Origin of the sequence: Methylobacterium phyllosphaerae (assembly GCF_001936175.1) — a bacterium.
GTDB classification, from domain to species: domain Bacteria; phylum Pseudomonadota; class Alphaproteobacteria; order Rhizobiales; family Beijerinckiaceae; genus Methylobacterium; species Methylobacterium fujisawaense.
Map to the genome: position 1 here is coordinate 4,456,184 of NZ_CP015367.1, position 26,495 is coordinate 4,482,678.

Below are 26,495 nucleotides of genomic sequence, written 5' to 3' on the forward strand. Positions count from 1 at the left end.
CCCCTAACCGGGCGAGATCGGGGCGGAGACCCGCGGGGCCTCCGACACCGTCCGGTCAGGCGGCCCGGACGGTGTCGAGGAAGCGCGTGACTTCGGCCGTGAGCGTCGCGGATTGGCGCGACAGCGCGGACGCCGCCGCCAGCACCGCGTCGGCGGCCCGGCCGGTCTCCTCGGCGGCCCCGGCGACGCCCAGGATGGTGCTGGTCACCGCACCGGTGCCGACGGCCGCCTGCCCGACATTCCGGACGATCTCCCGGGTGGCCGATCCCTGCTCCTCCACCGCCGCGGCGATCGCGTTCGCCACGCCGCTGATCTCCTCGATCCGCCCCGTGATCGCGCCGATCGCCGTGACGGCCCGGCCGGTCACGCCCTGGATGCCGGCGATCTGGCCGGCGATCTCCTCGGTCGCCCGCGCGGTCTGCGCCGCCAGCGCCTTCACCTCGCTGGCGACGACCGCGAAGCCCCGGCCGGCCTCGCTGGCGCGGGCGGCCTCGATCGTCGCGTTGAGCGCCAGCAGATTGGTCTGGCCGGCGATCGCCGCGATCAGCCCGATCACGTCGCCGATCCGCGCGACCGCGCCGCTCAGGTCCCGGACCAGCGTGCCCGTCTGTCCCGCCTCCGAGACGGCCCCTTGGGCGAGCTTGGTCGATCCCTCGACCTGCCGGCCGATCTCCTCCACGGAGGCCCCGAGTTCCTCGGCCGCCGCCGCCACCGTGTTGACGTTGGCGGCAGCCTCCTCGGCGGCGGCCGCCACGGTGCTGGACTGGCTCGCGGTCTGGGTCGCGGTGGCCGTCATGGTCTGGGCCGTACCCTGCAGGGCGGTGGCCGAGTCCGAGACCTGAGCGATGATGCCGCCGACCGTCTGCTCGAAGCGCTCGGCCATCGCCCGCAGGTCGGACCGGCGCCGCGCCTCCGCCGCCAGCCGCGCCTCGGCGGCCTCGGCTTCGAGCTGGCGGCTGCGGATCAGGTTGTCCTTGAACACCTGGACGGCCCGCGCCATCGCGCCGATCTCGTTGCGGTAGGCGCGCGCCGGGACCGTGGCGGAGGCGTCCCCGTCCGCCAGCGCCTGCATCGTCGCCGTCAGCGCCCGGAGCGGGCGCAGCACGCCGCCGAACAGGGTCCACAGGCCGAGGGCCACCAGCAGGATCACCGCCAGCAGCGCCGCGACGCTGTGCACGACGTCGGTCCGGGCCGCGTCGGCGAGAGTCTCGGCGCGCGCCACCATCGCGTCGAGGGCCGCGTCGCAGAGGGCCACGAGGGAGCGCTGGTTCTCGGTGTTGCGGTCGCGCAGCTCCGCGAAGGTGTGGCGCGGGGGCGTGTGCGTGCTGAGCGCGTCGAAGACCGCCTGCGCGATGGCCTTGGTGTCGCCCTCGAAATTGTCGGCCTTCGCCCGCACGAACGCGGCCCGCACCGTCTCCGAGACGTCGGTCGCGGCCTCGGTCGTGCGCCGCCACGCGGACAGAAGTTCGGTCCGCTCCTCAGCCGCCGCGACGGTCTCGGGCAGGGACCACGACGTTCCGGCGATCAGGGAGGTCTGCACCCGCACCGCGACGTTGCCGCTGGCGACGCGCGTGTCCCAGGCCGCCTGTTTGAGGGCGAGATAGCGCTCCAGGACGGGATCGGACCGGGGAATGGCCGCGTCGACCGCCTTCAGCGTGGCCGTCAGGGCCTCGAGCAGGTCCTGGAAGGCGGCCATCGCGGCGTCCCGCAGCGCCGGCTCACGACGGGCCTTCGGCAGCCTGAGGGCCGCGTCGATGCGGGGGCGCAGGGCCGCCATCGCCTCCTGGGCCGCGTTCAGGCGATCGAGCGTCGCGCTGACCGTCGGCTCGGCCAGATCGCTCAGGCTGCGCTGAGCCTGGCGGTAATTCTCGATCAGCGCCTGCCGGCTGCCCGCGATGGTCGACAGGGTCTTCGCGTCCGCGGGCGCCTCACCCCCGAGGGCGAGGGTCGATCCGCGCTCCAGCCGCAGCGGCAGGATGGTCCGGAGGAGTCCCTGGCTCGCCTGCGTTAAGGTCACCGCCCTGACCGCACCCATCGCCTGCGCCCGCTCGTCGACGAGGGTCCTGACGGCATTGACCAGCGCCATGCAGGCCATGATGACGATCACCAGGGACAACAACGTCCGGATCGAGAAGCGCCCCAGCCAGCGAGTCATGGGTAAAGTCTCAAGGTCTGCGATGCTTTGTCTTAAAACGTTAGGTTTCTTCAGGCAATCGTCTGATGATGTGTTGTATACTTGCGATTTTATAATGATATTTTCATTCAGATTTTATAATAGAACGCGAATTTGATTGAGAGGCGAGTCAATTTACGGGGGTTGTGCCGAATTTATGAGCGCTGAAATCAGCGTGGCCTGGGCGGCGCGGCGGGGCTGCTCCCCGCGGTGGAACGGCGCGAGGCGGATCTGGCGCCCTGCGGTCGCATCCGCGAACGGCCCGAGGCCGAGCGCGGCCGGCCTGCCGGCGCCCTGCAGGAGCGTGCGGCGAAGCAGTCTCGGGCGGCGCTCGCCTGCTCGGCGTCCTGCTCGGTGTCCTGCCCGTCGGGCCGCCGCGTCCCCTCGTGATGACGAACAGGGCCGCGGGAGGGGACGGCTTCGATCGCATCCGGATGTCAACGTGATGGCTGCCGGCCCGCAGGCGGCCCGCGTATCGGCGGCAGCCCTGCGCGACGCCTACAGCCCGCGCTCGTAGCGCCAGGCTTCCATCCCGTCCTCGTAATAGTCCGGCCGCACGGCGAAGCGGGTATAGCCCCGGCGCTCGTAGAGGCGGATGCCGGCGCCGTTGTCGGCGCGCACCTCCAGCCGGAGCCGGTCGCAGCCCTGGCTGCGGGCCTGCGCCTCCGCCGCGTCGAGGAGTCGGCCGCCGAGGCCGAGGCCGCCGCGATTCGGCGCCACCGCGATCGACGCCAGCCGGGCGATCCGGCTGCTGCGCCGCCGCTCCAGCACCGCGGCGCCGACGAGGACCGGCGTCGGGTCCGCATCCGGCGCGTCGATCAGCGCCGCCAGCACGTCCATGGTGGGCGACAGGATCGCGTGGCGGATCGCCCGGCGCTCCGCCCGGTCTGTGGCGAAGGCGGCGTGCTCCAGGGCGACCAGGGCGTCGAGATCGGCGAGCGTGGCGGTCCGGATCGTCGGCTCGGGGAGCCCGTCGCCGACCGGGTTGCGCAGGGGGGCGCTCACGCCCGCGCCGTCGCGGTGGATCTGGTCGGCCCGGCCATCGCTTGCTTACCTGCGTGTTCTGCCCGCTCCGGTCAGATGCCCGCTTCCGCCCCGCTTGGGAAGCCCGCACGGCGCCTTCGGCCCGGTCGGGCTGCGTCGTTTTTGCAACGGGCCGCACGGGGTGTGGATTCCGGGCGGAAAAGCGGGCGGTCCGGGGCATCTTCCCCTTGCCGGGCCGGGCCTGTCTCCGTATATGCGCCGTGCCCAATTTCGCACGTGCCTGTGGCCGCGTGTCGGTTGGTGGGCATCCGGTCAACTGCCGGACAGCCGCCAGGGGTCTTAAAGGATCGATGGTCGCAAGGGTGGATCCCTACGGCCGGCATCCAGGTGGCAACACCGGACCCCGACAACAACCGGCAGCCGGAGGCGAAACCGGCGAACCCCGCTCTCCACGGGGGACGCAGCTTAAAGCAACGACGAACGGGCTTTTTTGGTCTCGTCGGCCCTCCACAGGCCGGCACCGAAGAGGCTTGTTTCTCTTTGCCCGGCGTGCGGTGGGGGTCATCCCTTCCAATCCACGGCAGCTTCCGGGTGCTCTGCGCCCGCACTGACGCACGCGTCTCCAAAGCGCGTGGGTCCGCGCGACGCATCGCCCCCTGACGCCGACGGCCAGTCCTGGCCGTCATCTTCGACAGCGCGCCCCGCGTAGGGCGCTCGCGAACCCGTGCCGGGAGACGACTATGACCGACCGCATCCGTGACTTCCTGCGCGTGCGCCGCGACCTCGGTCAGGACGAGGGCCCCGTGATGGTCCTCGATCTCGACGTCGTGCGTGACAACTACACCGCCTTCGCGCGCTCCCTGCCGGACACCCGCGTGTTCTACGCCGTGAAGGCGAACCCGGCCCCCGAGGTGCTGCGCCTGCTCGCCGAGATGGGCTCGTGCTTCGACACCGCCTCCGTCGCCGAGATGGAGATGGTGCTGGCCGCCGGCGCCACCGCCGACCGGATCTCCTTCGGCAACACGATCAAGAAGGAGCGCTGCATCGGCCGCGCCCTGAAGCTCGGCATCCGCCTGTTCGCGGTCGACTGCCAGGCCGAGGTCGAGAAGATCGCCCGGGCCGCCGTGGCCACGGACGTGCCGACCGGCGAGATCCGGGTGTTCTGCCGCATCCTGTGCGACGGCGCGGGCGCCGACTGGCCGCTCTCGCGCAAGTTCGGCTGCGTGCCCGAGATGGCCGCGGACGTGCTGGAGCACGCCCATCGCCAGGGGCTGGAGGCCTACGGCATCTCGTTCCATGTCGGCTCGCAGCAGGGCAACACCGAGGCCTGGGATGGGGCGCTCGGTTCCGCGGCGGCGATCTTCCGCGAGTGCGCAGAGCGCGGGATCGGCCTGTCGATGGTCAATCTCGGCGGCGGCTTCCCGACCAAGTACCTCAAGGCGGTGCCGGGCGTGGAGAGCTACGGCGAGGCGATCTTCCGGGGCCTGACCAAGCATTTCGGCAACCAGATCCCCGAGACGATCATCGAGCCGGGCCGCGGCATGGTCGGCAATGCCGGCCTGATCGAGGCCGAGGTCGTGCTCGTGTCGAAGAAATCCGCGGACGCCGACGAGGTCCGGTGGGTCTACCTCGACATCGGCAAGTTCGGCGGGCTGGCCGAGACCATGGACGAGGCGATCCGCTACCCGATCCGCACCGCCCGGGACGGCGACGCGACCGAGCCCTGCGTCATCGCCGGGCCGACCTGCGACTCGGTGGACGTGCTCTACGAGCGGCAGCTCTATCCGCTGCCGGTCTCGCTCTCGATCGGCGACAAGGTGCTGATCGAGGGTGCGGGCGCCTACACCACCACCTACGCGGCGGTGGCCTTCAACGGCTTCCCGCCCCTTCAGCAGATCGTCATCTGACCTGCTGCAGAACCTCCCGGCAGCCTGTCGCTGCCGGGAGCGATCTCCCGCTGTCGCATCGACGGATCGCCTTCGGCCGTCCGTCGGAACCCACCGCTTCTCCCGCTTGCCGGCCCGGGGAGGGCACAGCCATGATCGAGATCCGCGCGGAGCATGTCCACGACGTCCCGGCGCGCGAGCGCCTGCTCGACGCGTGCTTTCCCGGCAACCGCCATGCCAAGACCTCGGAGCGCCTGCGCGAAGGCCGTCGGCCGGCCCGCGGACTCGCCTTCGCGGCGATTCGGGGCGGCCGCCTCGTCGGCACCCTGCGGCTGTGGCACGTCGAGGCCGGGCTCGCCCGCCCGGCGCTGCTGCTCGGCCCGCTCGCCGTCGATCCGGCGATCCAGGGGCAGGGGCTCGGCTCGGTGATGATGCAGGCGGCCCTCGGCCGGGCGGAGGCCCTCGGCCACGGCGCCGTGCTGCTGGTCGGCGATGCGCCCTACTATGCCCGCTTCGGCTTCGACCGGGCGCTCGCGGAGGGCCTGACCCTGCCGGGGCCGTTCGAGCGCGAGCGCTTCCTCGGTCTCGAGCTGCGCGCGGGCGCTCTGGCGGGCGTCGAGGGGATGGTCCGGGCGACCGGCGTGCTGTCGCCGGTGGGCGCGGTGGCCAACGAGGCGGGGGTGGCGCGACGACGCGCCGCCTGAACGGGGACACCAGACGCCGCAGGGGTGAGATCGGCTTTCCCCAACGCGATTTCATCCCAGGGTGCCCACGTGAGCGGGCCTCGAAGGAGCCCTCGAGCCAGCCGCGCGAGCCCTGGAGGCCTCCTTCGCGGCCTCCCTGCGCTGCGGCACCTCGGGTTGCGGAGAGGGTCGGAGGAGCGTCCCTTCAGGATGACGCAACCCGGTCATGCCCGCGACGGCGGCCGCGTCCACCCGCTTGGCCGGTCTCGTGCATTGCGCCCGGCGCCCGCGATCCCGCATAGACGGTCCGCCGGCCTCCCGGAGAAGGTTGCTCGACCGATGCAGATCGCCACGCCCTACCTGATGTTCCTGGGCGACGTGCCCGACACGCTGGCGGCCAAGACCGCCTACGGCATCAAGGACTGGCGCCCCGAATGGTGCGTCGGCCAGATGCGCCTGCCGGGCTGCGCCGCCGATCTCGGCATCCCCGACATGACCCTGCCGGAGGCCCTGGCGAAGGGCTGCCGGACCCTTGTGATCGGCGTCGTCAATGCCGGCGGCGTGCTGCCGGATCACTGGGTCAAGGAGATCGTCGCGGCGATCGAGGCCGGGCTCGACGTGGCGAGCGGCCTGCACGTCAAGCTCGGTACGATTCCGGCCATCGCGGAGGCCGCCGCGCGGCGTAACCGCCAGCTCCACGACGTCCGCCACACCGACGAGCGCTTCCCCACCGGCAAGGGCACCAAGCGGTCGGGCCGGCGCCTGCTCACCGTCGGCACCGACTGCTCCGTCGGCAAGAAGTATACCGTGCTCGCCCTGGAGCGCGGCATGCGCGAGCGCGGCCTCGACGCCGATTTCTGCGCCACCGGCCAGACCGGCGTGTTCATCTCCGGCCGGGGCGTCGCCATCGACGCCGTGGTGGCCGACTTCATCTCCGGCGCCGTCGAGACGATCTCGCCGGAGGCGGCCTCCAACCATTGGGACCTGATCGAGGGCCAGGGCTCGCTCTACCACCCGTCCTTCGCGGGGGTGAGCCTCGGCCTGCTGCACGGCGCCCAGGCCGACGCCTTCGTGGTCTGCCACGAGCCGACCCGCACCACGATGCGCGGCGTGAAGCACCCGCTCCCCACCATCCGCCAGGTGATCGACCTGACCGTCCAGCTCGGCAGCCTGACCAACCCGGCAATCAGGCCGGTGGGCATCGCGGTCAACACCCAGGCGCTTGCCGAGGGCGAGGCGCGGGCGCTCCTCGAGACGCTCGCGTCCGAGCACGACCTGCCCGCCACCGACCCGGTGCGCTTCGGCGTCGACGGGCTGGTCGACCGGATCGTCGCCGAGTTCCCGGAGATCTGACATGGTCCGTCGCCTGAGCCTCGCCGTCGAGCGCTTCCCGATCGCCGGCGCCTTCACGATCTCCCGCGGCAGCCGCACCGAGATCGCCGTCGTGGTGGCGACGCTCACGGACGGCGACACGGTCGGGCGCGGCGAGTGCGTGCCCTATCCGCGCTATGGCGAGAGCGTCGAGAGCGTCAGCGCGCTGATCGAAGGGCAGGCGGAGGCGATCGCGGCCGGGATCGGGCGCGATGCGCTGATGACCCGCATGGAAGCGGGGGCGGCGCGCAACGCCCTGGACTGCGCGCTGTTCGACCTCGAGGCGAAGCTCCAGGGCCGCCCCGCCTGGGCGATCGCCGGTCTGCCGGCGCCGCAGCCGGTCATCACCGCCTACACGCTGAGCCTCGGCACGCCGGAGAGCATGGAAGAGGCCGCCCGCAAGGCGGCCCACCGGCCTTTGCTCAAGGTCAAGCTCGGCGGGGTAGGGGATCCGGAGCGCATCGCCGCCGTCCGGGCCGGCGCGCCCGATTCCCGGCTGATCGTCGACGCCAACGAGGCGTGGCGGCCCGAGACCATCGAGGCTAACCTCGCCGCCTGCCTGAAGGCCGGCGTCGCGCTGATCGAGCAGCCGCTGCCGGCCGACGCCGATGCCCTGCTCGCCGAGATCGCGCATCCGGTGCCGGTCTGCGCCGACGAGAGCCTGCACGACCGCGCCGGCCTCGACGCGCTCGCCGGGCGCTACGACGCGATCAACATCAAGCTCGACAAGACCGGCGGCCTGACCGAGGCGGTGCTGCTCGCCCGCGAGGCGAAGGGGAGGGGGCTCGCGATCATGGTCGGCTGCATGCTCGGCACCTCGCTGGGCATGGCGCCGGCGGCGCTCCTCGCCGAGGGGGCCGACTTCGTCGATCTCGACGGGCCGCTGCTGCTCGCCCGCGACCGCGACCCGCCGCTCCGCTACGACGGCAGCCTGATGCACCCGCCCACGCCGGAGCTGTGGGGATAGGATTCGCCTCGCCTGTCACCGGCGGGGCGTCACAATGGGTTTGGGATTAGGTATACCAGAAGGCTTGCGTTCCGCCCGCCCGGCTGCCATCCATCGGCGGTGCGATGGGGCCGTGGCGTGGACGCGCTGTTCCCCGCAGCCAGACAACACAACAGCAGTCTTCAATGCTGGGGAGGAACGACGTGGCCAGAAACATCCTGATCCTGGGGGCCTCCTACGGCTCGCTCCTGGGGACCAAGCTCCTGATGGCCGGTCACAACGTGACCCTGGTCTGCCGCAGGAAGACCGCCGACCTGATCAACCGCGAGGGCACCGAGGTCCGCATCAAGCTCCGCGACGAGAAGGAGCACCGCGCGATCCACTCGCGCGACCTGCCCGGCAAGGTCGACGCCATGCCGCCGGAAGACGTCGACGTGTCGCGCTACGACCTCGTCGGCCTCGCCATGCAGGAGCCGCAGTACAACAACCACACGATCCGCGTCCTGATGATCAAGATCGCGGCGGCGAAGCTGCCGTGCCTGTCGATCATGAACATGCCGCCGCTGCCCTACCTCAAGCGGATCCCGGCGCTCGCCGCCATGGATCTTGAGGATGCCTACACCAATGCCGGCGTCTGGGACCGGTTCGAGCCGGGGCTGGTGTCGCTCTGCTCCCCCGACCCGCAGGCCTTCCGGCCGCCGGAGGAGGAGGCCAACGTCCTCCATGTCGGCCTGCCGACCAACTTCAAGGCCGCGACCTTCGCCGACGAGGCGCACAACACGCTTCTCCGCGAGCTGGAGGCCGACATCGACGCCGTGCGCCTCGACGGGCACGACGTGCCGGTGAAGCTGAAGGTGTTCGACTCGCTGTTCGTGCCGCTGGCCAAGTGGTCGATGCTGCTCACCGGCAATTACCGGTGCATCACCCCGGGCGCGCCGCAATCGATCCACGACGCCGTCCACGGCGACCTCGCGCGCTCGCGGGCGATCTACGACCATGTCGACGGGATCGCCCGGAAGCTCGGCGCCGATCCGGCCGATCAGGTGCCGTTCGAGAAATACGCCAAGGCGGCCGAGAGCCTGCTGAAGCCGTCCTCGGCGGCGCGCGCGGTGGCCAACGGTGCGCCCTACATCGAGCGCGTCGACCTGCTGGTGAAGCTGATCTCGCACCAGCTCGGTGATCCGAACGCCGAGATCGACCGCACCGTCGAGACCGTCGACCGCAAGCTCGACGAGCGCATCATCGAGGGCTGACGGGCGCCGTCGCTTCGCTCCGCCCCGGTATCACGGGCGCAGCGAAGCGATTCAGGTCGCGCGACATCGGCGGCCGTGGCGTCGCTGGATTGCTTCGCTGCGCTCGCAACGACGGCGAGCGGCCGCTGGAGCCGCTCCCCCGGAGCGCGTCGCGTCACGGGACACGGCGTTCTGGCCTTCGGTCCTTCCGGCCCTCCCCTCATCCTGAGGGGCCGGAGCGCAGCGGAGGCCTCGAAGGAGGGTTACAGCCAGCCGCGCGATCCCCGGAGGGCTCCTTCGAGGCCGCTGCGCAGCACCTCAGGACGCTGGCGATGTGTGGGACGGCCCTCCGTCAGGCGCAGCCCGGCCGGTCGCGGCCCTCCATCACTCCGCCAAGTCCAGGAAATGCCGCCCCTGGCGGTCGTCGATCTCGATGATCCAGAGATCGGAATCGAACCGGATCTCCTTTGTCAGGCGCTCCTCCACGTCGAGCGGGCTCCCGCCGGTGACGATCCCGGCGAAACGGCGGTCGCCGCTCTCCTCGGCCTCGAACAGGGCCTGCGGCGCCGGTCCGTAGAGGTCGGCGCTGCCGTCGAGCCGGTCGACCTTCACGAAGATCGCACCCGCCTCCGCGGACCCGCGCCGCCGCAGCACGGCCGGGATGCCGGCGACATCCAGCCGCCGCAGATGGGCCGAAACCCAGAAATCGGAGCGCAGGCGCATGCGTCTGTAGCCCTGTGAGGATCCGTTCGCCGCAGGGCCTGTGTCCCGGCGGATCAGCCGGATCCGGAACCCTGCGAGCGCCGGGTGGCGCGTCCTCCGCCATGCGCGAAAGCGCCGGTCCGGGCAACCGCCGGTGCACGGCCCGGCATCTCCATAACGGTTCAGGCGGCGGAATATTCCTTCAGAAAATCGAGTATTTATCGGGATTAAAATAGAATTGATCGATGTGCGACAACGCACATCTATAGTATTGTTTGCTGATTATCTGAGCAAAGGGCGCCCGAATTTGCATCTCACGATGATTTAAGGAGCACTCCGATGTGTAGAATGACCTCGCTTGCGGCGCTGATCGTCGCCGGCCTGTGCGGTGTTGTGCCGTCGGCCCACGCCCGTCCGGAGACGCTCATGGATTTACTGGGCAACCGCGATTCCGCATCCTGCCCGCGCTACCAGCGGACGCCGCAGGATCGCTGCAACATCGTCGTGCATCGACCCGGGGGTAATCCCACGCAGGACATGACCGGATCGATCGGACACGCGAAGTCCTGGCAGGCCAATGGCGGTCCACGCTGCAAGACGATCTGCCGGTTCACCGGCACGCAATACTGAGGGCCCGCCTCCGCGCTCTCACGCCGATCGGCACCCGCGCCGCAAGCGCGGCGGGGGTGCCGCCCTGTCTCGCTAACCGTGGCCGGCCCGGGCCATCAGCTCGCGCAGGGTCCGGCCCGTCGCCTCGCCGGTGACCGGCAGCTTGGCGCTGCGCTCGAACTTCTCGATCGCCGCCCGCGTGCCCGGTCCCATCGCGCCGTCGGGCTTCACCGCGTAGCCGAGCTTCGACAGCGCCTTCTGGGCCCGCATCACCGGATCACCGTCCTTCTCGGGCTTGGCGGTCTTGGCGGCGTCCTTCGTCTCCTTCGGAGCCGGCTTCGCGGCCGGGCGGACCGGCGACGCCTTCGGGGTAACCGAGGCGGTGGTCTCATCGGATCGGATCAGCTCGCCGATCGCGTCCCGGGCCGCCGGCTTGGCGGGCGCCGGCGCGGCGACGCGTTCGGGATCGATGACGCGCACCGGATCCCGGGCCGCCTCCCGGACGGGCTCCTTGGCGGCCGGGGCCGCCTCGCGCGCGGCAGGCGCCTTCTGGGCGAGCTTGGGCAGGATCGGCGCCGGATGGCGCCCGGTCTGGTAGCCGAGGGCGTTGACGCAGACGAAGCCCGCCGCGCAGAGGGCCGCGAGGCTGCCGAGAACGGTGCCGGGGCTGGTCCGGCAGGTGGCGCCCGTCGCCTTCAGCGCGCCGACGAGGACGGCACGCCAGTCGCCCTGGACGGCGGCGCGGCGCGGCGCGGGACGGCGTGCACGGCTGGGTTCGCCCGGTACGGTGATCTCGCGGTAGCCTGACATCATGTCTCCTTCCGGGGGATCTGCCGATCAGGCGGTGCGGCGCAGGACCGGGTCGGCCGGGACCGAGGCGGCGCTCGGCTCCGCGTCGAACAGGCCGAGCGGCAGGCGCACCACGCGGCGCGACACCGGGGCGCCCCGCACGGCGGTGCGGATCGGGGCCGGCCCATGGTCGGCCGCCGGAGCCGGGCAGACGAGGGGCAGGGTTACGGTCACGACGGTCCCGGCCTGCGGGGCGCTCTCGATCAGCAGGGCGCCGCCGTGCAAGCCGACCAGGCCCTGCACCACCGAGAGTCCGAGGCCGGTCCCCTCGTGCTGGCGCTTGTAGCCGCCGCTGCCCGCCTGGAAGAACGGGGTCCCGAGCTTGGGCAGGTCGTCCGTACCGATGCCGACGCCGGTATCGGCCACGACGATGTCCAGGCTGCCCGCGCCGCGGCGCAGGGACAGGTCGACCCGGCCGCCGCGCGGGGTGAACTTCACCGCGTTCGAGATGAGATTGATCAGGACCTGCCGGCAGGCGGCGGGATCGGCGGTGATTTCCACCGGGCCCGACGGGGCGACGGTGAGGACGATGCCGGCGGCGTCGGCCTTCAGGCGCATCAGGTCGCAGCAGGCCCGAAGCAGGCCCGCGATGTCGAAGCATTCGGGGGCGCAGTCGAAGTTGCCGCTCTGGATCCGGCTCATGTCGAGGAGCGTGTTGACCACGCCGAGCAGATGGTGGCCGGAGGCGCCGATAATGCCGGCATATTCCCGCGCCTGGTCCGGGCCGAGGCTGACGGCGCCTTGGCCCGCCAGGACCTCGGAGAAGCCGATGATCGCATTGAGCGGCGTGCGCAGCTCGTGGGTCACGTTGGCCAGGAACCGGCCCTTGATCGCGTCGGCGCGTTCGGCCTCGGCGCGGGCGCGCTCCAGCTCCACGGCATGCCGGTGGTGCTCGGTCATGTCGCGGGTGACCGCCACCACCGCCATGGCGGCCTCGTGCGGCCCGTGCTCGATCCGGTGGGCGCGCATCTCGGCGTGGATCAGGCTCGCGCCGTCGGGCCGGCCGGCCTCGGCCTCGACGTGCAGGCGCAGGGGCAGGGTCGCGGGCCGCCCGGTCGCCGCCACGTCGCTCACCGCCTTGAGGAAGGCCGGCCGGTCGGCGACATGGACCCGCTCCAGCAGCCCATGGCCGCGCAGCCGGGCCGGGTCGCTGCCGAGCAGCCGCGTGGCCGAGACCGAGGCTTCCAGCACGCGGCCGTTGCGGTCGTGCCAGGTCACGAGATCGTCGATCGCCGAGAGGAGCAGCCGGTCGCGGGCCTCGTTGTCGCGCAGCCGCTCGCGCCAGACGCCTTCGTTGCGCATGTGCTCCAGAGCCTGGGCGGCGACATGGCCGATCGCGGTGATCGCGAAGGCCGGGAGCGCGATCCCTGCCGAGATGTCCATGACCGGCAGGGCGCCGGCCCAGGCGCCGAGGGCCACCACGGTCAGCACGCCGAGAACCGCCATGACGGAGGCCGCGATCGTCGCGCGGAGCGAGCCTGAGACCAGCGCCTCGAGGGGGATCGCCACCAGCCAGACCGCGGCGGGCGAGGTGGCGCCGCCGGTGACGCCCGCCAGGGCGACGACGAGGCCGGTCAGGCCCGCCGAGGAAACCGCGTGGGCGATCCAGAGGGACCCGGTGCGGGCGAGCAGGACGGCGGCGAAGACCGGCAGCAGCAGGCTCGCGATCGCCAGGACCTCGAAGCCGGACGGCACCCCGCGCCAGAGCAGATAGGGCGGCAGACCGACCATCATGACGGCGCCGGTCGCCAGCCGCGACACCAGGAAGCGCTGGTGGCGCGCACGGGCCGGCGCATTGTCGGCCACGGATTCGTGGACGAGACCCGCGAGCCGGTCGTCGATCAACGACGTCAGGACAGTCTTAATGGTCAAGGTTGGCACGCGCCGCGCAGAATGCGTTCCCGCATCCGTCGCGCCTCCGGTTCGACTTCCAACGACTTCCGGACGGTCGCAGAGCCGGCTTAAACGAGTGTTGCGGGACTTGTCCGATTGATCGGGATGCTTTCCGCGAGGTAACCAGCCGATTGCGGACAAGCTTCATTCACCATCGCGCGGAAAAGCTCGGGTCGGTTGAGGCCCGGTTGAGGAAATCGGTCGAATGCTTCCGCTTGATCTCGAGCGGAGGAATCGTCTCATGACCGTCCTGCTGCGCGCCGCGCTGGTGATCGGCGTGCTCTCCTACTTTGCCCTGCTGCGAGCCGGGACGGATCCGGCCGCCGAGGCGAGACGGCTCGCCGACGCGGTGCCCAGCGCCCAGGCGGCGCTGCCGGCGGCCCTCGACGCGGTGCCAGCCGAGACCCGCGAGCGGGCGGTGCGCGCCGTCCTGGCCCGCGGCCTGATGGCGGAACTGAGCCGCCGCGCCGCGGAGCCGACGGCCTCAACCGACACCCTCGAGGAGACCGATCGGCAGCCCGCTTGGCGGGGCGCCGATCCGCAGCGCGATCCGCCCGTGGATCCCCGCTGACGTCCGGCCCGTCAGGCCGGCTCCCCGCCGCCCGCCGCCCGAGCGCGCACCGGCAGGGAGGGGCGCTGCGCGGCGACGCGCTCTGCGCCCTGGCGCAGCTTCGCCTCCGGGCCGTGCAGCGGCTGATGGGCCTCGCCGCGCCCGCGTTCGGCGAGGGGCCGGTCGAGGATCGCGGCGATCAGGTCCCGGGAGGCCGGCCGGCTCACGGTGCGGAACAGCCGGACGAGGTCGGCCACCCGCTCGGCCGAGCGCGCGACACCTTGGTTGAGGGTCAGGAAGATGTAGACCGCCTCCTCCTCGTGCAGGCCGGCAGCCCGCAGACCCAGGGTCAGGAGGTCGTAGCGGGCGCTGGCGTCGGCGACCACGGTCAGGAAATCGCGCGGCAGGCCGAGGCCGTCGGCCAGGGCCGCCATGAAGGCCGGCACGTCGCGGGCGGCGGACAGGCCGGTCAGGGTCTCGCCGAGGCCGCGGGGCGCCGGCGGGCAGGGGCGCAGGGCGGCGGTCGCCTCGACGGCCCGGCCGATCACCGTGCGGCGGATCGGATCGGCGTGCAGGTACAGGGGCACGAGGTCGGCGGTCGAGACGTCGGGCCGGACCAGGAGAAGCCGGGCGAGGTCGGGGGCGCCGCGGCCGCGGTTCACGAGCCGCGCCAGGGCTGCCCCCCGCAGGGTGTGGCCGAGATTGGCGGCCAGCGCGCGGTCGATCTCGGGGCGGCCCTCGCGGGAGAGCTCGTCCACCGCCTCGCGGCTCAACCCGGCCCGGGCGGCGATGCGGGCGGCGATATCCGATCCCTCGGCCAGGGCCGCCTCGATCAGGCGATGGCTCAGGGTCGGGGCCAGTTCCACCACCGCGTCGCGGGCCTCGCCGCCGCGCAGCGCGAGCGCCTCCAGCACCGCCGGCGGCGTCTCGGGGCAGGGGGCCAGCTTGCGGGCCACCACCCGGGCGGTCTCCTCATCCACCGTGGGGATCAGGCCGCAGGCGAGCGATTCGAAGATCTCGATCTCGGTCCTGTCCCGGGCCGCCGCCCGGACGAACAGGTCGGTCTGAACCCGGAGGATCACCGGCTTGAGATCGAGATTCTCGATGCGTGAGAGTTCGAGGAGCCCGGACAGGTCCGGCGGAGCATCGACGGATGGGGGCATGGAGGATCGGTTACGCAAGACTGCAGTAAGGTCACGCTAACCGCATCGACGTGAATCGACCTTTAAACCGCCTCCGCCGCGACCGTGCCGTCCTGCATCATGGTGGCCCGCGCCCGGCCCCGCTTCGGCCTCAGCGCGTCAGCCAGAGAACGAGGCCGAGCCCCACGGCCGCCGCGACGATGATGCCGACATAGAGCGGCAGGACCCAGGGCTGCCGCTGGTGCACGTAGCCCTTCGCCGCCCGCTCCGAGGGGGCCCGCTCGTTCTGCCGGGCGATCCGGACCTCCTGGGGCGTCGGCGGCGTCCCGCCGGCCTCCTCGCAGGTCCCGAGCGGGGCCGCGCCGATATCCATGTGCGGGGTCTTGTCGGCGGTGCGGCCGCTGTCGATGTCACCCTTGAGCTGCGCGGCGGTCGGCGCGTCGGAATCCGGTGGCGGATCGCAGGGCAGGTTCGCAGGGGGCGGCGGGGTCTCGGATCGCAGCGTCATCGGGGGGACTCCAGTCTCCGGTCACAACGCCCGATGGGCCCGGTCGGCTGCGGCCAGGATGTCGCGGCTTTCAGGCCTCTCCGGCGCCGCGCTTCAGCAGCGGCCGCGCGAGCATTTGCCCCGCATCGGTGAAGCCGGCCGCCCTGCAGAAGGCGCGCAGGGCCTCCTGGTCCGGCGCCGCGGCCAGGAGCAGCCGGTCGCAGCCCGCCTGTCGCGCCGCCCGGCCGGCCGCCTTCAGCAGCACCCGGCCGATGCCCCGGCGGCGGGATTCGATCGCGACCGCGAGGCTGGTGATCAGGCCGAAGGGCCGCGGCGCCTCGAGGGTCCGGACGGGGGACACGGTGATGAGGCCGCTCGGCGGTCCCCATTCCACGGCGACGAGGGCGGTGCCGCCGTCCTGTTGCAGGGCGTCGAGCCGGGTCGCGAGGTCCGCGGCGCCGACCGCGATCCCCGCATCACCCAACAGGGCCGCGAGCCCGGCGGCGTCGGAACTCGCGGCAGCGCGGATCTCCAGCCCGTAGCGAGTGCCCAAATTCCGCTCCTGATCGGCCGGCCCGGACGTGCAACGCGGCGCATCGCGATCCGTCCCGCAGCCCGCACGGGCCGCGTCGAGGCCGGTGCCGTCGCGGCCCTCGGCCTCGTCCTTCGACGGGATCTGGGAAGCGTCTTCAGGAAGGCGAACGAGCGCCGGACCGGGCTTCGGCGGGGTCACCCGCAGTGTTCGCGGGAGTGTTCGCGGGGCGGAACACGCACGGGCTTTGGCGCTTTGCTTACCCGTTCAAGTTCGGGGAGCGCGCAGCATGGCGGGTCGGGTGACGGATCAATCCCCCGATGAGACGGCCGGCAAGGCGCATCCGGAGACCGAGCGGCCGGTGCCGCGACCCGGGACGGCCGAAGAGGCCGAGGCGGTCGAGCGGCACAAGGCCGAGACGGACGTCGCCGCGGGCGACGTGGCCGACGATCTCGCCGACTTCGCGTGATCCGGCCGGCACGCGGGCTGCGGGCCGGCCGGGATCCAGGGGCCCGGCCGAGGGGCCGGACTCAGGCCGTTTCTTTGGCCTTGCGGGGGCGGCTCGCGCGCTTGGGCTTCTCGGCCACCTCCGCGACGGGCTCCGGCGCCGGCGCCGGCGCCGGCGCCGGCGCAGCGGACTTGCGGCGCTGCTGGCCGAGGCCGAGGCTGCGGGCGAGTTCCGAACGCTGGGCCGAGTAGCTCGCGGCCGTCGACGGGTAGTCGCGCGGCAGGCCGAAGCGCTCGCGATACTGCTCGATCGTCAGGCCGTTGCGCGACAGATGGCGCTTCAGCGTCTTGTACGGCTTGCCGTCGATGAACGAGATCAGCGCGTCCGGCGTCACCGACTTGCGGATCTGGGCCGGCGTCGGCTTGTCGGCCGTCTCGGTCACGGTCGCCGCGGGGGCCGAAAGCTTCGTCAGCGCGGCGTGAACGCCGGCGAGCAGACCGGGCAACTCGCTGATGGGCACCGAATTGTTCGAGACATACGCCGAGACGATGTCCGACGCCTGCTCGATAAAGGTCTGCTGCTGCTCAGTGGCGGTGTCGTCCATCGATGATTCCCTCTATCCGACCGTGGTGAGACGGTTCTAACGTCTGTGCAGCAAAATCAAGTCGTCGTCGAGCATTTCCCTACACAATGCCCCGGTCATGAACACGCATATTGTTGAAGCCGTGGGTCGAGCTGAAATCGTTGGTCGAGCAAACCGACATGCCGGAGGCGAGGTTGGATGTGGCCGCGGCCTGCGGACGGGCGCCGATTATGCCTTCTGTCGCGATCTAGCGGCGGGCTTCCTCTGCGAAGATCCGTTTCGGGTCTGATGAGACGCCCGGAACTTCACGCGGCGGCCCGCCGCGATGTCCCGTCAGCGCGTCGACGCGGGATGAACGTTTCGGCCGGACTGTCACGTGATCTGCGCGGGGCCGGTCCTGGCCTCGGGCGCATCTGGGCCATAAACGTCCGGGTGAGACGGGATCCGGGGCGATCGACGTGGACCAGCAATCGGAACCGGGCACCGTCTTCGGCGCCACCATCCCGTTCGTGGATCATTGCGGCATCGAGGCCCTCGACGTGCGCGCCGGCCGGACGCGCCTGCGCCTAGCCCTGCAGCCGGAGCACGCCAACAATCTCGGCATCGCCCATGGCGGCGCGCTCTGCACGTTGCTCGACGTCGCCCTCGGGACGGCGGCCCGGCTGCAGGCGGGGCGCCCCGTGGTGACCCTCGACATGCAGACCCGCTTCCTCGCCCCCGGGCGCGGTGTCCTGATCGCCGAGGGGCGGGTGACCCGGGCGGGGCGGTCGGTGATCTTCTGCGAGGCCGAGATCCGGGATGCGGCGGGGGATCTGGTGGCGACGGCCACGGGGCTGCTCAAGCCCGTCGGCGAGCGGCCGGGCCCGGCGTAGGCCGCCCGCGCCGCCGCGGCGGGTTCGGCTCCGGACGCCTGCGCGGTCACGGCAGGCCGCGCCCGCATTGACGTGCGCCCGGCACGGTGGAAAAGCCTGTGTCATGACGATGCCGGATGACGCGCGCGCAGCCCTGGCTGCGCCTCCCTCAGAGGCCGACGTGGCGGCCATGAAGTCCGAGGCCGCGGCGTGGTTCGAGACGCTGCGCGATCGCATCCTCGCGGCCTTGGAGGCCATCGAGGCGGAGGCGACGGGCCCGTTCCATCCCGATGCGCCCGAGGGCCCCGGAACCTTCGAGAAGACCCCGTGGAACCGGACCGACCATACCGGCCGGCCCGGCGGCGGCGGCGTCATGGCGATGCTGCGCGGCCGCGTCTTCGAGAAGGCGGGGGTGCACATCTCGACGGTGCATGGCGAGTTCGCGCCGGAATTCCGGGCCCAGATGCCCGGCGCCGCCGAGGATCCGCGCTTCTTCGCCACCGGCATCTCGCTGATCGCCCATCCGTGGAATCCGCACGTGCCGACGGTTCACATGAACACCCGGTTCGTCGCGACGACGCGGGCGTGGTTCGGCGGCGGGGCCGATCTGACGCCGGTGCTCGACCGGCGCCGCAATCAAGACGATCCGGACAGCCGCCATTTCCACGCCTGCCTGGCGCGGGCCTGCACGGCGCACGGCATCGATCACGCCCGCTACAAGGCGTGGTGCGACGAGTATTTCCACCTCAAGCATCGGAACGAGCCGCGCGGCATCGGCGGGATCTTCTACGATTATCTCTGGAGCGGCGATCCGCAGGCCGACCTCTCCTATACCCGCGACGTCGGACAGGCCTTCCTGGAGGCCTATCCGAAGATCGTGCGCGACAACGTCACCACGCCCTGGACCGAGGCGGACCGCCACGAGCAGCAGGTGCGGCGCGGCCGCTACGTCGAGTTCAACCTGCTCTACGACCGGGGCACGATCTTCGGCCTGAAGACCGGCGGCAACGTCGCCTCGATCCTCTCCTCGATGCCGCCGACCGTGCGCTGGCCGTGAGTGCGGGGCTGCCGGCCGCCTACGCCCCGCAGCAGGACGCGGCGCTGAAGGCGATCGCCGCGTGGCGGCGGGACGGGGGATCCCAGGTGTTCCGGCTCTTCGGCTATGCCGGCACCGGCAAGACCACGCTCGCCCGCCGGATCGCCGAGGATGTCGACGGCACGGTGGTCTACGGGGCCTTCACCGGCAAGGCGGCCTCGGTGATGCGCCAGAAGGGCTGCTACGACGCCGCTACGATCCACTCGCTGATCTACCGCACCAAGGAGGCGGAGGAGGGCGGGCCGACCTTCACGCTGAACCGCTCGGGGCCGGCCGCCAAGGCGGATCTGATCATCATCGACGAGTGCTCGATGGTGGATTCCGATCTCGGCAACGATCTTCTGTCCTTCGAGCGGCCGGTGCTGGTCCTGGGCGATCCGGCGCAGCTGCCGCCGGTGCGCGGCGGCGGCTTCTTCACCGAGGCGGAGCCCGACGTGATGCTCACCGAGGTGCATCGGCAGGCCAAGGATGACCCGATCGTCCGGATGGCGATGACGATCCGCGAGGGCGGCCGGCTGGAACTCGGCAGCTATGGGCAGAGCCGGGTCGTATCGCGCCGCACCCTGGATCCGGCCGAGGTGCTCGAATGCGACCAGGTGCTGGTCGGCCTCAACAAGACGCGCCGCCTCTACAATGCCCGGCTCCGGGAACTCGCCGGCCACACGGATCCGATGCCGGCGATCGGCGAGAAGCTGGTCTGCCTGCGCAACGATCGGGTGAAGGGCCTGCTCAACGGCTCGACCTGGACGGTCCAGGCGCTGCGCGCACCGCCGCGGCCGGATCTGATCCGGCTCGACGTGGTGCCGGAGGACGACCCGGCCCTGCGCCGGAAGCCCACCGACATCAAGGTGCTGCGGGCGATGATCACCGGCTCGGACGAGGAGATCCCGCTGTTCCTGCGGCGCGAGACGGACGAATTCACCTACGGCTACGCGCTGACGGTGCACAAGGCCCAGGGATCGCAATGGGACCGGGTGACGTTGTTCGACGAATCCTACGCGTTCCGCGAGCACCGGGCGCGCTGGCTCTACACCGGCCTGACCCGCGCCGCGCAGGCGATCACGGTGGTGGTCTGATCCGGCGCAGGCGGGCGACGTCTCGCTTGTGAAGCTGCGCCGCGCGTGCTAGGCACCCCCGGTCTCATCGAGGCACCTTGCGGAGAGGTGGCAGAGCGGTTGAATGCACCGCACTCGAAATGCGGCATGCCTGCAAGGGCATCGGGGGTTCGAATCCCCCCCTCTCCGCCACTTAAATGCTATAAACCATTGTTTTGATTAAAAAAATCGACCTTACCAAGGCCGCGACCCCACTTTACAACCCACATTTTGAATCGGCTTGTGCTGGCTTATTTCGGCCGTTGACGGACAATGGCCTCGCGCGCGCAAGGGCTGACGTCCCGCCTCGATAGGGGCAGACGGCGTGCAGTAGGGTTGGAAATGAACGCACCGAACCTGCCGCCGCTCGACTCTGCCGTTCTCCCCGTGGGCATCCGCGCGCGCTTCGTCGAGGGCGTTAACGGCCTGTGAATGCATCTGCTGGAGGCCGGGCACGAGGATCCGAGCCGACCCTGCCTCCTGCTGCTGCATGGCTTCCCGGAGCTGGCCTATTCCTGGCGCAAGGTGATGCCCGCCCTCGCCAGGGCCGGCTACCACGTCGTCGCCCCGGATCTGCGCGGCTATGGGCGCACTGCGGCGGGGCCAGTCGCCTACGAAGCCGACCTCGCGCCTTTCCGCATGCACAACCTGCTCCTCGACTTGCTCTGCTTGCTCGCCGCGCTGGGACGCGAGCGGGTTGCGGCGGTAATCGGGCACGACTTCGGTTCGTGGGTGGCGGGCTACTGCACCCTGGCCCGGCCCGACGTGTTCGGGTCGATCGTCCTGATGAGCGCACCGTTCGCGGGGGCGCCCAACCTCGACACCCTAGCGGACAGCCTGCGGCTGCCCGCGCAGGATTCGATCCACGCCGCACTGGCCGATCTGCCGCGCCCGCGCGAGCACTACCACCACTACTTCGCCTCCCCGGCTGCGGCGCCCGACATGGACGGCAGCCCGACGCAGGTTGCCGCGTTCCTGCGCGCCTACTTCCATCACAAGAGCGCCGACTGGCCGGGCAACACGCCGCATTCGCTGGCCGGCTGGACGGCCGAGGCGCTCGCCGAGATGCCAACCTACTACATTTTGAACCTCGGCCGAAGCATGCCCGCGACGGTGGCGCCCGAAGCGCAGGAGGGCGGTGCCGGCTGCGCGTGGCTCACCGACCGGGAACTCGCCGTCTACGCGACTGAGTACGCGCGGACTGGCTTCCAGGGGCCGCTGCAGAGCTATCGCTGCCGCATGGATGGAAGTCTCGCTCGCGACCTTGGTCGCTTTGCGGGACGACAAATCGAAGTGCCAGCGATTTTCGTAGCTGGACGCAGCGACTGGGGTCCGCTTCAGTCACCCGGTGCGCTGGAGCAGAGGGGCGCGCGGACTTGCGCCCAGTTTCACGGCTGCCATTTCGTGGAGAGTGCTGGCCATTGGGCGCAACAGGAGCAGGCGCAGGCTGCCACCGACCTGATCCTCGATTTCCTACACCGCTCGATAGATGACGCGGGCCACCGGATTTAATCGAAAGCAAAGCCTCCGCCCTGTCGCCTCCAGGTAGGTCACACGACTGAGCCGCTGCCTCATCGGCCACTCTCAGCGAGGGCCTGAGATACAAGATAAATCGGGGTGTTACTGCGGTTCCCCGCATCTTTTGCGCGGTTCAATCAGGTGCGTCGCGAGGTTCCTCCCAGACCGCAGGGCACCAACCTAACAGGATCCCCCATGGCCGGCCTCAAGTACAAGCGTTGCTTCATCAACAAGGACCGGCTCGCTCGGTCGGAACGAAAGGCGGTCGAGTTCTGAATGACCAAGCACATCGCCGTCGAGTTGGGCAAGCCGGCCTGTGCGTGACTTCTGCGTCGGTAGCAGCGCGGCGATCTACTCCCATTGCGCATCGATCAGTCTTATGCATCGCATCAAGCCTACATGCGAGACTACTTAACCTGTGATCCTTCTGCCAGACGCTTCAGTAATAGATGCCTTTATTTCGCTCAAGTAGTTGCAAAGCTAGCGCCGACTTCTCTATTTTATGATCATAATCGCAGAAGTTTATCCAAGAAGATCGAGCTTTCCAGTCGATCATCCATGGTTTGAAGTGGCCCGATCTAGAGAACTCAAAATTTTCTAATGCCTCATCATTGGACATAGCGCCTGATTTTACAAGGAACAACACCATTGACATAGGAAGGACGGGCCGCCCTGATCTGACATACTTAATATTAAAAAAATCACTTCCCCTTTCGGACATCAAAAAATTTTGCCAAAACTCACTTTTCGGTCTCCAGCAGCAGATATGAATCTTAAAACTATCGGATGACAATGCTGACTTCGTGTTGGCGAACAACCAAAGCCGAAAAAGTATTGCGCTTATTACAGATACGGGGGTGCATTCGACAATCTTCCGCGCAGTCGTTTCTGAAACAAAATTCTTCGGAAGATTATGCGAAACTAGAGCATTCGCGCTAGCAGTCTTGCTCAGTGGCGTATTGTAATAAGTTATAGCTGCTTGTGGCACGATGGCGACAGACTCTCGGAAATTAATCTTTTTTGCGCAGCCTGACATGTCAAAAATATCAGTATTGTACCTAAACCTTCCAGATCTAATATTAATTGCATCAAGATTCAAGCGCTCAAGTTCGAAAGTTGGCTCCTCAAAACTTAGATCAACTGAATTGCTTTTCGTAAAATCGCGGAAAATGGTTGCAACTTGTTGTCCGAGTTCCCGTTTGTCGCTCTCCGCAGCAGAAAGCGGAAGCGTCACGTTGATTTTATTTCCTATAATACTAATTGAAGTACGACTCACGATGTGATGTCGATCCACTGGGATGCGCTTATATAACGCCTCCCTTACGACATCATTTTCCAAGAAATATTTTTTTGACTTGACAGTATTGTCCGGAAGCTCATCGAAAATTCGATGTAGCAATCTTTCACCTTGAAATGTATCCTTCAATATCTTTGCAACACTAAGCCCAAAGGCAGGAACGCTTTCGAATGCGCCGCTTCCAAGAAGCTGCTGAAGCAAAGTCTCGAAAGCCGCCCTTTCACTTACAATTTTTTCACCATCAGTTGTAATGAAGCCATATAATGCCTCGTCCCCAATTTTTCTAAGAGCTCTGGTCGAGCCATCAAATTTCTTAAAGCTGCAATTAATCGGTAACTGTTCAAATGACTCAATCCTGAAATCCGTGCTCGGGATCTGCAATAACACAGCGTCATCGTCTAAGTCGCGGAACACAGGAACTATAAATGTAGGCGGATCCATGTCAGCATCGAGATAGCCGATGAGGCGGGCAAGAATGGCTTTGTCTCCAACATCGCTCATGGCTGCTTCTCATTGCGGCTCGATAAAACAAAATTTCGTACCTTTTCATAGATAGTGTTCATTAATTCGATAGGCTTGTAAGTTGCTGGCATATCATAGAGGATAGCAGTTGCACCAAACTCTCCCTCGATCTCAGCAACCAATTCTTTAGAGAAGAAGCGCGATGGTAATATCACGGCTCGCAGATTGCCGTTAATATCAACATCCTTATTAAATTGAATTTCGATGGCATTGACGCGTTCGTCCTGGGCCGAATTTGATCTATGATGAACTAGATGGTAGTACGCCTCGACGTAATGTTTTTGCTCGTTTTGTATTTGATCAATCTTTGGCGATGAAGGTTGGGGTGTATTTTCAAGATAAGACATCTCGTCGCCATAGAAGCACCTGATCAATTTCATTGGGGAGTCTGGGTGTACCTCAAGCTCAAAGTTTTTTCTTTCCATTCTTCTGTGTATCGTTTCCTGAAGCAATCCCGAGGCGTGCGCGCCAGAATCGAATGGCATTATTCTGTATGCATCGGATAGCAAATCGCGGTCAAAGATCAGACAAACTGGCGCAAAAAACGATGCGGACGTATGCTTAACATCTGCGTTGGGGCGGAAAGATGGACGACCATAAAAAAGATATAACAGTTTTTCGCCTTCATAGACCTTGTCATCGTCAGTTTTCAGTTGCCGTGACTGTTTGATGAGTTGCAACGTGAATTTATCGGTTGTATGCACCAAGGGTAGCGACCCTCCCTCGCCGGTAAATTCCTTAACGAAATCCATTAATTCCGACATTGCTCATCCGTGATTTATGGCGCAAAAGGTCGAAGACTATCTACATCATCTCAAATTTAGTTAAAACTAGGAGCATTCGGGTTATGCCTCTTGTTCACAAATTTCGAGTGCATGACAGCATGGTCCACCTTGTCACTTCGTGGCATACCCTGACGTGACGCAACATTTTGTCTTAAGCCCTCAGTCACATTCAGGTCAAATCGGGTCAATGTGACGAGCATCTCAGCACGTATTGACCTTGATGTGACCACAGGACCGCATTCGAATACGAAATTTTACCAAGCAAGTTCGTGAGTCGGTTCGGCGCGCTGCCAATTTATATCGACGAAGTGTCGCGCTGATTCAAAGCGCGGCCGTTTGCTCGGGATGGATTCAGGCCATGTTCAACGACACGGTTCCGACATTTCGGTTTAACCGACCACAACCCCACTCTCGTTTAAACCAGCCGCCGCGTCGCAACGAGCCGACGAAAGCGCCTGATGAGCAAAATGCGGCTAATCTCGCAACCAAGATCGTCGAAGCAGGTCGAACTGGCGCGGAGGTGGGTAACCGGGACGCCTTGGCTGCCGACGCCGAACGCTTCCTGAATCAGGTCAAGGGTGCCGGGTCTCAGCCGCTCGACAGCGCAGGTTGGCTGCAGCGTACCGGCCTGAACATCCGTAAGGCGTCGGACGCGCAGCACCTTGAGGCCATAGCTCTGGCCTATGCGACCTACATCCGAATCGGCACCAGCCCGCTGCGCTTGGCGATCATGGCCGAGCTTGAAACGCTGAGCGGGCGCAAACGCTCGCGCGCCACCCACGACCTGCACATCATCGTCGAGCGGTTCGTCTCTTACGGCGGCGAGACGCCCGCTGAGCGCTTAGCGGCGCGCAAGCTCATCAGCCGGGACGTGCGAGCGATTCAGCACCTCGAAGCCGCCAAGGTGCTGCCGAGTCGGGTTCAGGTGTTGGCGGCTACGCTGGGCGAAGGGCTGCATACCTGGGCGCGGCAGAACGCAGTGGCGAGACGGGCATCCGTCCCCCGGGCGACAACCGCCATCGCTGCTGCTCGTCGAGAGGAGGCCGAAGCACGGCAACGGACGCTGATCCACGAGGTGACGATTACGACGCGGCGGCCGGACGGATCTCGAAAGGCACAGCGCCGCTATGCCATCACTGGCCTGCTAGGGGCTGAGATCGCGGGACTGCGACGGCGCTTGAAGGGCCTGGAGAGGCTTGCTTCAAGCAAAGCTTCGCCTCCTCGCTGACCGGGCCGACGACCGAGCGGTATTGGTCTGCACGGCGGCTGGAATGTGACATGAGCGGACATCAGCTGACCGCCCCGTAGCAGACATTCAGTTTCCGGTGACAGTCCGTGCGGTGTCGACCCCAAGCGGACCCTTTCGATGTCTGCCGTGTGACACGCCGGGAAGCTACCCGCCGATCAAGGCTCATGCCGCGCACTGAGTGAGAGCTGCCCCTCAGCCGATTCACCAAAGCCCTGCTACAATACCAGTCAGGTGCAAAATTATTCATTTCTTCATCAGAAAATAAAGACAACGCCCGGCAAGGCACCAACTCAATAACGCCGACAGTACAATAATCCAAGGTTCATAGAATTCACAATACGCCAGACTATTCTGGCCGTCATATTTGTAATCACGACATGCCGATGAGAGCGAAATATATTTTAGCAAATGCTCTTTCCATCCGCTAGCGTGTTGACCGCCCGTCATAACCTCGGACGTACCAGCAAGAAATTTATCAGCAAAATGCAATTGCCCCGCTAAAGGAAATACGATCGCTACAATAAGCCCTGCGGCCTGAAGCAGAGGTATCAACTGCCCTTGCCTAGCTGCGATAAAGCTAATTTGTGGAACCTTGTCGGTCCATTTGCTAGAACAACGCCCCCATTGTTGAATGTGATAATTTAATGTGAGAAGCAGCAGACATAGGAGTATCGCTCCACCGATGCTCCCAATTGACGCTACAGCGTACGCAGTAGAGGATTTTTCAAAATCAGGCGCCAGCGGAAGAGCGAAGCCCCATTGCTGCGTTCTGGACCACACGTTAAAAACGGCGCATGCGTTCCAAAGAGCGAACAACCACCAAACACTGGAATAGGCAGAGCGGGATATTCCGAGACGGGCATCTGCTTCCTGCAAACAGCGCTGGTATGCCTCGACATCGTTCGACGGTGAAGGGGGTTCAGCGGCCACGTTCAGACCCTAATTTAACAACCACGATCATCACTTGCAACAAATGTTATTAAATAAACAGCGATAGATGGTCAAATGCTCGA

25 protein-coding genes and 1 tRNA gene are annotated in these 26,495 nt (G+C 67.4%); 14 read left to right on the plus strand and 12 right to left on the minus strand.

What is annotated here, in order from left to right:
• Positions 1–55: 55 nt before the first annotated feature.
• Both MCBMB27_RS20265 and MCBMB27_RS20270 read right to left on the minus strand, forming a co-directional pair.
• A complete protein-coding gene (locus MCBMB27_RS20265) occupies positions 56–2,155 on the minus strand; it encodes a methyl-accepting chemotaxis protein (RefSeq protein ID WP_075381144.1) in 2,100 nt (699 codons plus the stop codon).
• 516 nt (positions 2,156–2,671) lie between these two features.
• Positions 2,672–3,178, minus strand: a complete 507-nt coding sequence (locus MCBMB27_RS20270) for a GNAT family N-acetyltransferase (RefSeq protein WP_043355384.1) — start codon at positions 3,176–3,178, stop codon at positions 2,672–2,674.
• Between the two features lie 719 nt (positions 3,179–3,897).
• On the opposite strand from MCBMB27_RS20270, the gene MCBMB27_RS20275 reads away from it, so the two are divergent.
• The 5 genes from MCBMB27_RS20275 (at position 3,898) to MCBMB27_RS20295 (ending at position 9,296) form a co-directional block, all read left to right on the plus strand.
• Entirely contained in the window at positions 3,898–5,064 is a 1,167-nt protein-coding gene (locus MCBMB27_RS20275) for a type III PLP-dependent enzyme (protein WP_043355385.1), read from the plus strand.
• 131 nt (positions 5,065–5,195) lie between these two features.
• Entirely contained in the window at positions 5,196–5,747 is a 552-nt protein-coding gene (locus MCBMB27_RS20280) for a GNAT family N-acetyltransferase (RefSeq protein WP_075381145.1), read from the plus strand.
• 318 nt (positions 5,748–6,065) lie between these two features.
• Positions 6,066–7,079, plus strand: a complete 1,014-nt coding sequence (gene dgcN, locus MCBMB27_RS20285; protein WP_043355388.1) for an N-acetyltransferase DgcN — start codon at positions 6,066–6,068, stop codon at positions 7,077–7,079.
• A gap of 1 nt (position 7,080) precedes the next feature.
• Positions 7,081–8,064, plus strand: coding sequence for an N-acetyl-D-Glu racemase DgcA (gene dgcA, locus MCBMB27_RS20290; protein ID WP_075381146.1), 984 nt, complete (start codon positions 7,081–7,083; stop codon positions 8,062–8,064).
• Positions 8,065–8,246: 182 nt separating this feature from the next.
• Positions 8,247–9,296 carry a ketopantoate reductase family protein gene (locus tag MCBMB27_RS20295; protein ID WP_043355391.1) on the plus strand — a complete coding sequence of 350 codons (1,050 nt, stop codon included), beginning with the start codon at positions 8,247–8,249 and terminating at the stop codon, positions 9,294–9,296.
• 363 nt (positions 9,297–9,659) lie between these two features.
• Here the strand turns inward: MCBMB27_RS20295 and MCBMB27_RS20300 are convergent, their stop codons facing one another.
• Entirely contained in the window at positions 9,660–9,998 is a 339-nt protein-coding gene (locus MCBMB27_RS20300; RefSeq protein ID WP_043355392.1) for a DUF1491 family protein, read from the minus strand.
• A gap of 318 nt (positions 9,999–10,316) precedes the next feature.
• On the opposite strand from MCBMB27_RS20300, the gene MCBMB27_RS20305 reads away from it, so the two are divergent.
• Complete coding sequence (locus tag MCBMB27_RS20305) at positions 10,317–10,607, plus strand: hypothetical protein (RefSeq protein ID WP_075381147.1); 291 nt, start codon at positions 10,317–10,319, stop codon at positions 10,605–10,607.
• Between the two features lie 72 nt (positions 10,608–10,679).
• Here the strand turns inward: MCBMB27_RS20305 and MCBMB27_RS20310 are convergent, their stop codons facing one another.
• Together MCBMB27_RS20310 and MCBMB27_RS20315 are read right to left on the minus strand one after the other, a co-directional pair.
• A complete protein-coding gene (locus tag MCBMB27_RS20310) occupies positions 10,680–11,396 on the minus strand; it encodes a peptidoglycan-binding domain-containing protein (protein ID WP_043355396.1) in 717 nt (238 codons plus the stop codon).
• Between the two features lie 27 nt (positions 11,397–11,423).
• The gene (locus MCBMB27_RS20315; protein WP_043379122.1) at positions 11,424–13,316 is read right to left on the minus strand and encodes a sensor histidine kinase; all 1,893 of its coding nucleotides are present in this window, start codon (positions 13,314–13,316) and stop codon (positions 11,424–11,426) included.
• 253 nt (positions 13,317–13,569) lie between these two features.
• Here MCBMB27_RS20315 and MCBMB27_RS20320 point away from each other — a divergent pair, with 253 nt between their 5' ends.
• Positions 13,570–13,899, plus strand: a complete 330-nt coding sequence (locus MCBMB27_RS20320; RefSeq protein ID WP_075382045.1) for a hypothetical protein — start codon at positions 13,570–13,572, stop codon at positions 13,897–13,899.
• An 11-nt stretch (positions 13,900–13,910) separates the two neighbouring features.
• Here MCBMB27_RS20320 and MCBMB27_RS20325 read toward each other — a convergent pair whose 3' ends face one another.
• The 3 genes from MCBMB27_RS20325 to MCBMB27_RS20335 all read right to left on the minus strand — a co-directional run bounded on the left by MCBMB27_RS20325 (position 13,911) and on the right by MCBMB27_RS20335 (position 16,240).
• A complete protein-coding gene (locus tag MCBMB27_RS20325; RefSeq protein ID WP_075381148.1) occupies positions 13,911–15,041 on the minus strand; it encodes a DUF2336 domain-containing protein in 1,131 nt (376 codons plus the stop codon).
• A gap of 130 nt (positions 15,042–15,171) precedes the next feature.
• Positions 15,172–15,528, minus strand: coding sequence for a hypothetical protein (locus tag MCBMB27_RS20330; RefSeq protein WP_043355404.1), 357 nt, complete (start codon positions 15,526–15,528; stop codon positions 15,172–15,174).
• A 70-nt stretch (positions 15,529–15,598) separates the two neighbouring features.
• Positions 15,599–16,240: a GNAT family N-acetyltransferase gene (locus MCBMB27_RS20335; RefSeq protein WP_418287717.1), complete on the minus strand. Its 642-nt coding sequence runs from the start codon at positions 16,238–16,240 to the stop codon at positions 15,599–15,601.
• Positions 16,241–16,328: 88 nt separating this feature from the next.
• Between MCBMB27_RS20335 and MCBMB27_RS20340 the strand changes: the two genes are divergently transcribed.
• On the plus strand, positions 16,329–16,508 hold the full coding sequence (locus MCBMB27_RS20340; RefSeq protein WP_075381149.1) for a hypothetical protein: 180 nt from the start codon (positions 16,329–16,331) through the stop codon (positions 16,506–16,508).
• 61 nt (positions 16,509–16,569) lie between these two features.
• On the opposite strand, the gene MCBMB27_RS20345 is transcribed toward MCBMB27_RS20340, so the two are convergent.
• Positions 16,570–17,091 carry a Ros/MucR family transcriptional regulator gene (locus MCBMB27_RS20345; RefSeq protein WP_075381150.1) on the minus strand — a complete coding sequence of 174 codons (522 nt, stop codon included), beginning with the start codon at positions 17,089–17,091 and terminating at the stop codon, positions 16,570–16,572.
• A 437-nt stretch (positions 17,092–17,528) separates the two neighbouring features.
• Here MCBMB27_RS20345 and MCBMB27_RS20350 point away from each other — a divergent pair, with 437 nt between their 5' ends.
• The 5 genes from MCBMB27_RS20350 to MCBMB27_RS20370 all read left to right on the plus strand — a co-directional run bounded on the left by MCBMB27_RS20350 (position 17,529) and on the right by MCBMB27_RS20370 (position 21,623).
• Positions 17,529–17,942, plus strand: a complete 414-nt coding sequence (locus MCBMB27_RS20350; RefSeq protein WP_043379135.1) for a PaaI family thioesterase — start codon at positions 17,529–17,531, stop codon at positions 17,940–17,942.
• 103 nt (positions 17,943–18,045) lie between these two features.
• Positions 18,046–18,978, plus strand: a complete 933-nt coding sequence (hemF, locus tag MCBMB27_RS20355) for an oxygen-dependent coproporphyrinogen oxidase (protein ID WP_075381151.1) — start codon at positions 18,046–18,048, stop codon at positions 18,976–18,978.
• The gene (locus tag MCBMB27_RS20360; protein WP_043379141.1) at positions 18,975–20,093 is read left to right on the plus strand and encodes an ATP-dependent DNA helicase; all 1,119 of its coding nucleotides are present in this window, start codon (positions 18,975–18,977) and stop codon (positions 20,091–20,093) included. The genes hemF and MCBMB27_RS20360 overlap by 4 nt, the downstream gene beginning before the upstream one ends.
• A gap of 81 nt (positions 20,094–20,174) precedes the next feature.
• Positions 20,175–20,264 (plus strand) — tRNA-Ser (locus MCBMB27_RS20365).
• Between the two features lie 279 nt (positions 20,265–20,543).
• On the plus strand, positions 20,544–21,623 hold the full coding sequence (locus MCBMB27_RS20370) for an alpha/beta fold hydrolase (protein ID WP_075381152.1): 1,080 nt from the start codon (positions 20,544–20,546) through the stop codon (positions 21,621–21,623).
• Positions 21,624–22,068: 445 nt separating this feature from the next.
• Here MCBMB27_RS20370 and MCBMB27_RS29715 read toward each other — a convergent pair whose 3' ends face one another.
• Both MCBMB27_RS29715 and MCBMB27_RS29720 read right to left on the minus strand, forming a co-directional pair.
• The gene (locus tag MCBMB27_RS29715; RefSeq protein WP_139231563.1) at positions 22,069–23,427 is read right to left on the minus strand and encodes a hypothetical protein; all 1,359 of its coding nucleotides are present in this window, start codon (positions 23,425–23,427) and stop codon (positions 22,069–22,071) included.
• Positions 23,424–24,212: a hypothetical protein gene (locus tag MCBMB27_RS29720; RefSeq protein ID WP_139231564.1), complete on the minus strand. Its 789-nt coding sequence runs from the start codon at positions 24,210–24,212 to the stop codon at positions 23,424–23,426. The genes MCBMB27_RS29715 and MCBMB27_RS29720 overlap by 4 nt, the downstream gene beginning before the upstream one ends.
• A gap of 379 nt (positions 24,213–24,591) precedes the next feature.
• Between MCBMB27_RS29720 and MCBMB27_RS20375 the strand changes: the two genes are divergently transcribed.
• The gene (locus tag MCBMB27_RS20375) at positions 24,592–25,461 is read left to right on the plus strand and encodes a hypothetical protein (protein WP_139231565.1); all 870 of its coding nucleotides are present in this window, start codon (positions 24,592–24,594) and stop codon (positions 25,459–25,461) included.
• 264 nt (positions 25,462–25,725) lie between these two features.
• On the opposite strand, the gene MCBMB27_RS29725 is transcribed toward MCBMB27_RS20375, so the two are convergent.
• The gene (locus MCBMB27_RS29725; protein ID WP_139231566.1) at positions 25,726–26,412 is read right to left on the minus strand and encodes a hypothetical protein; all 687 of its coding nucleotides are present in this window, start codon (positions 26,410–26,412) and stop codon (positions 25,726–25,728) included.
• Between the last annotated feature and the right edge of the window lie 83 nt (positions 26,413–26,495).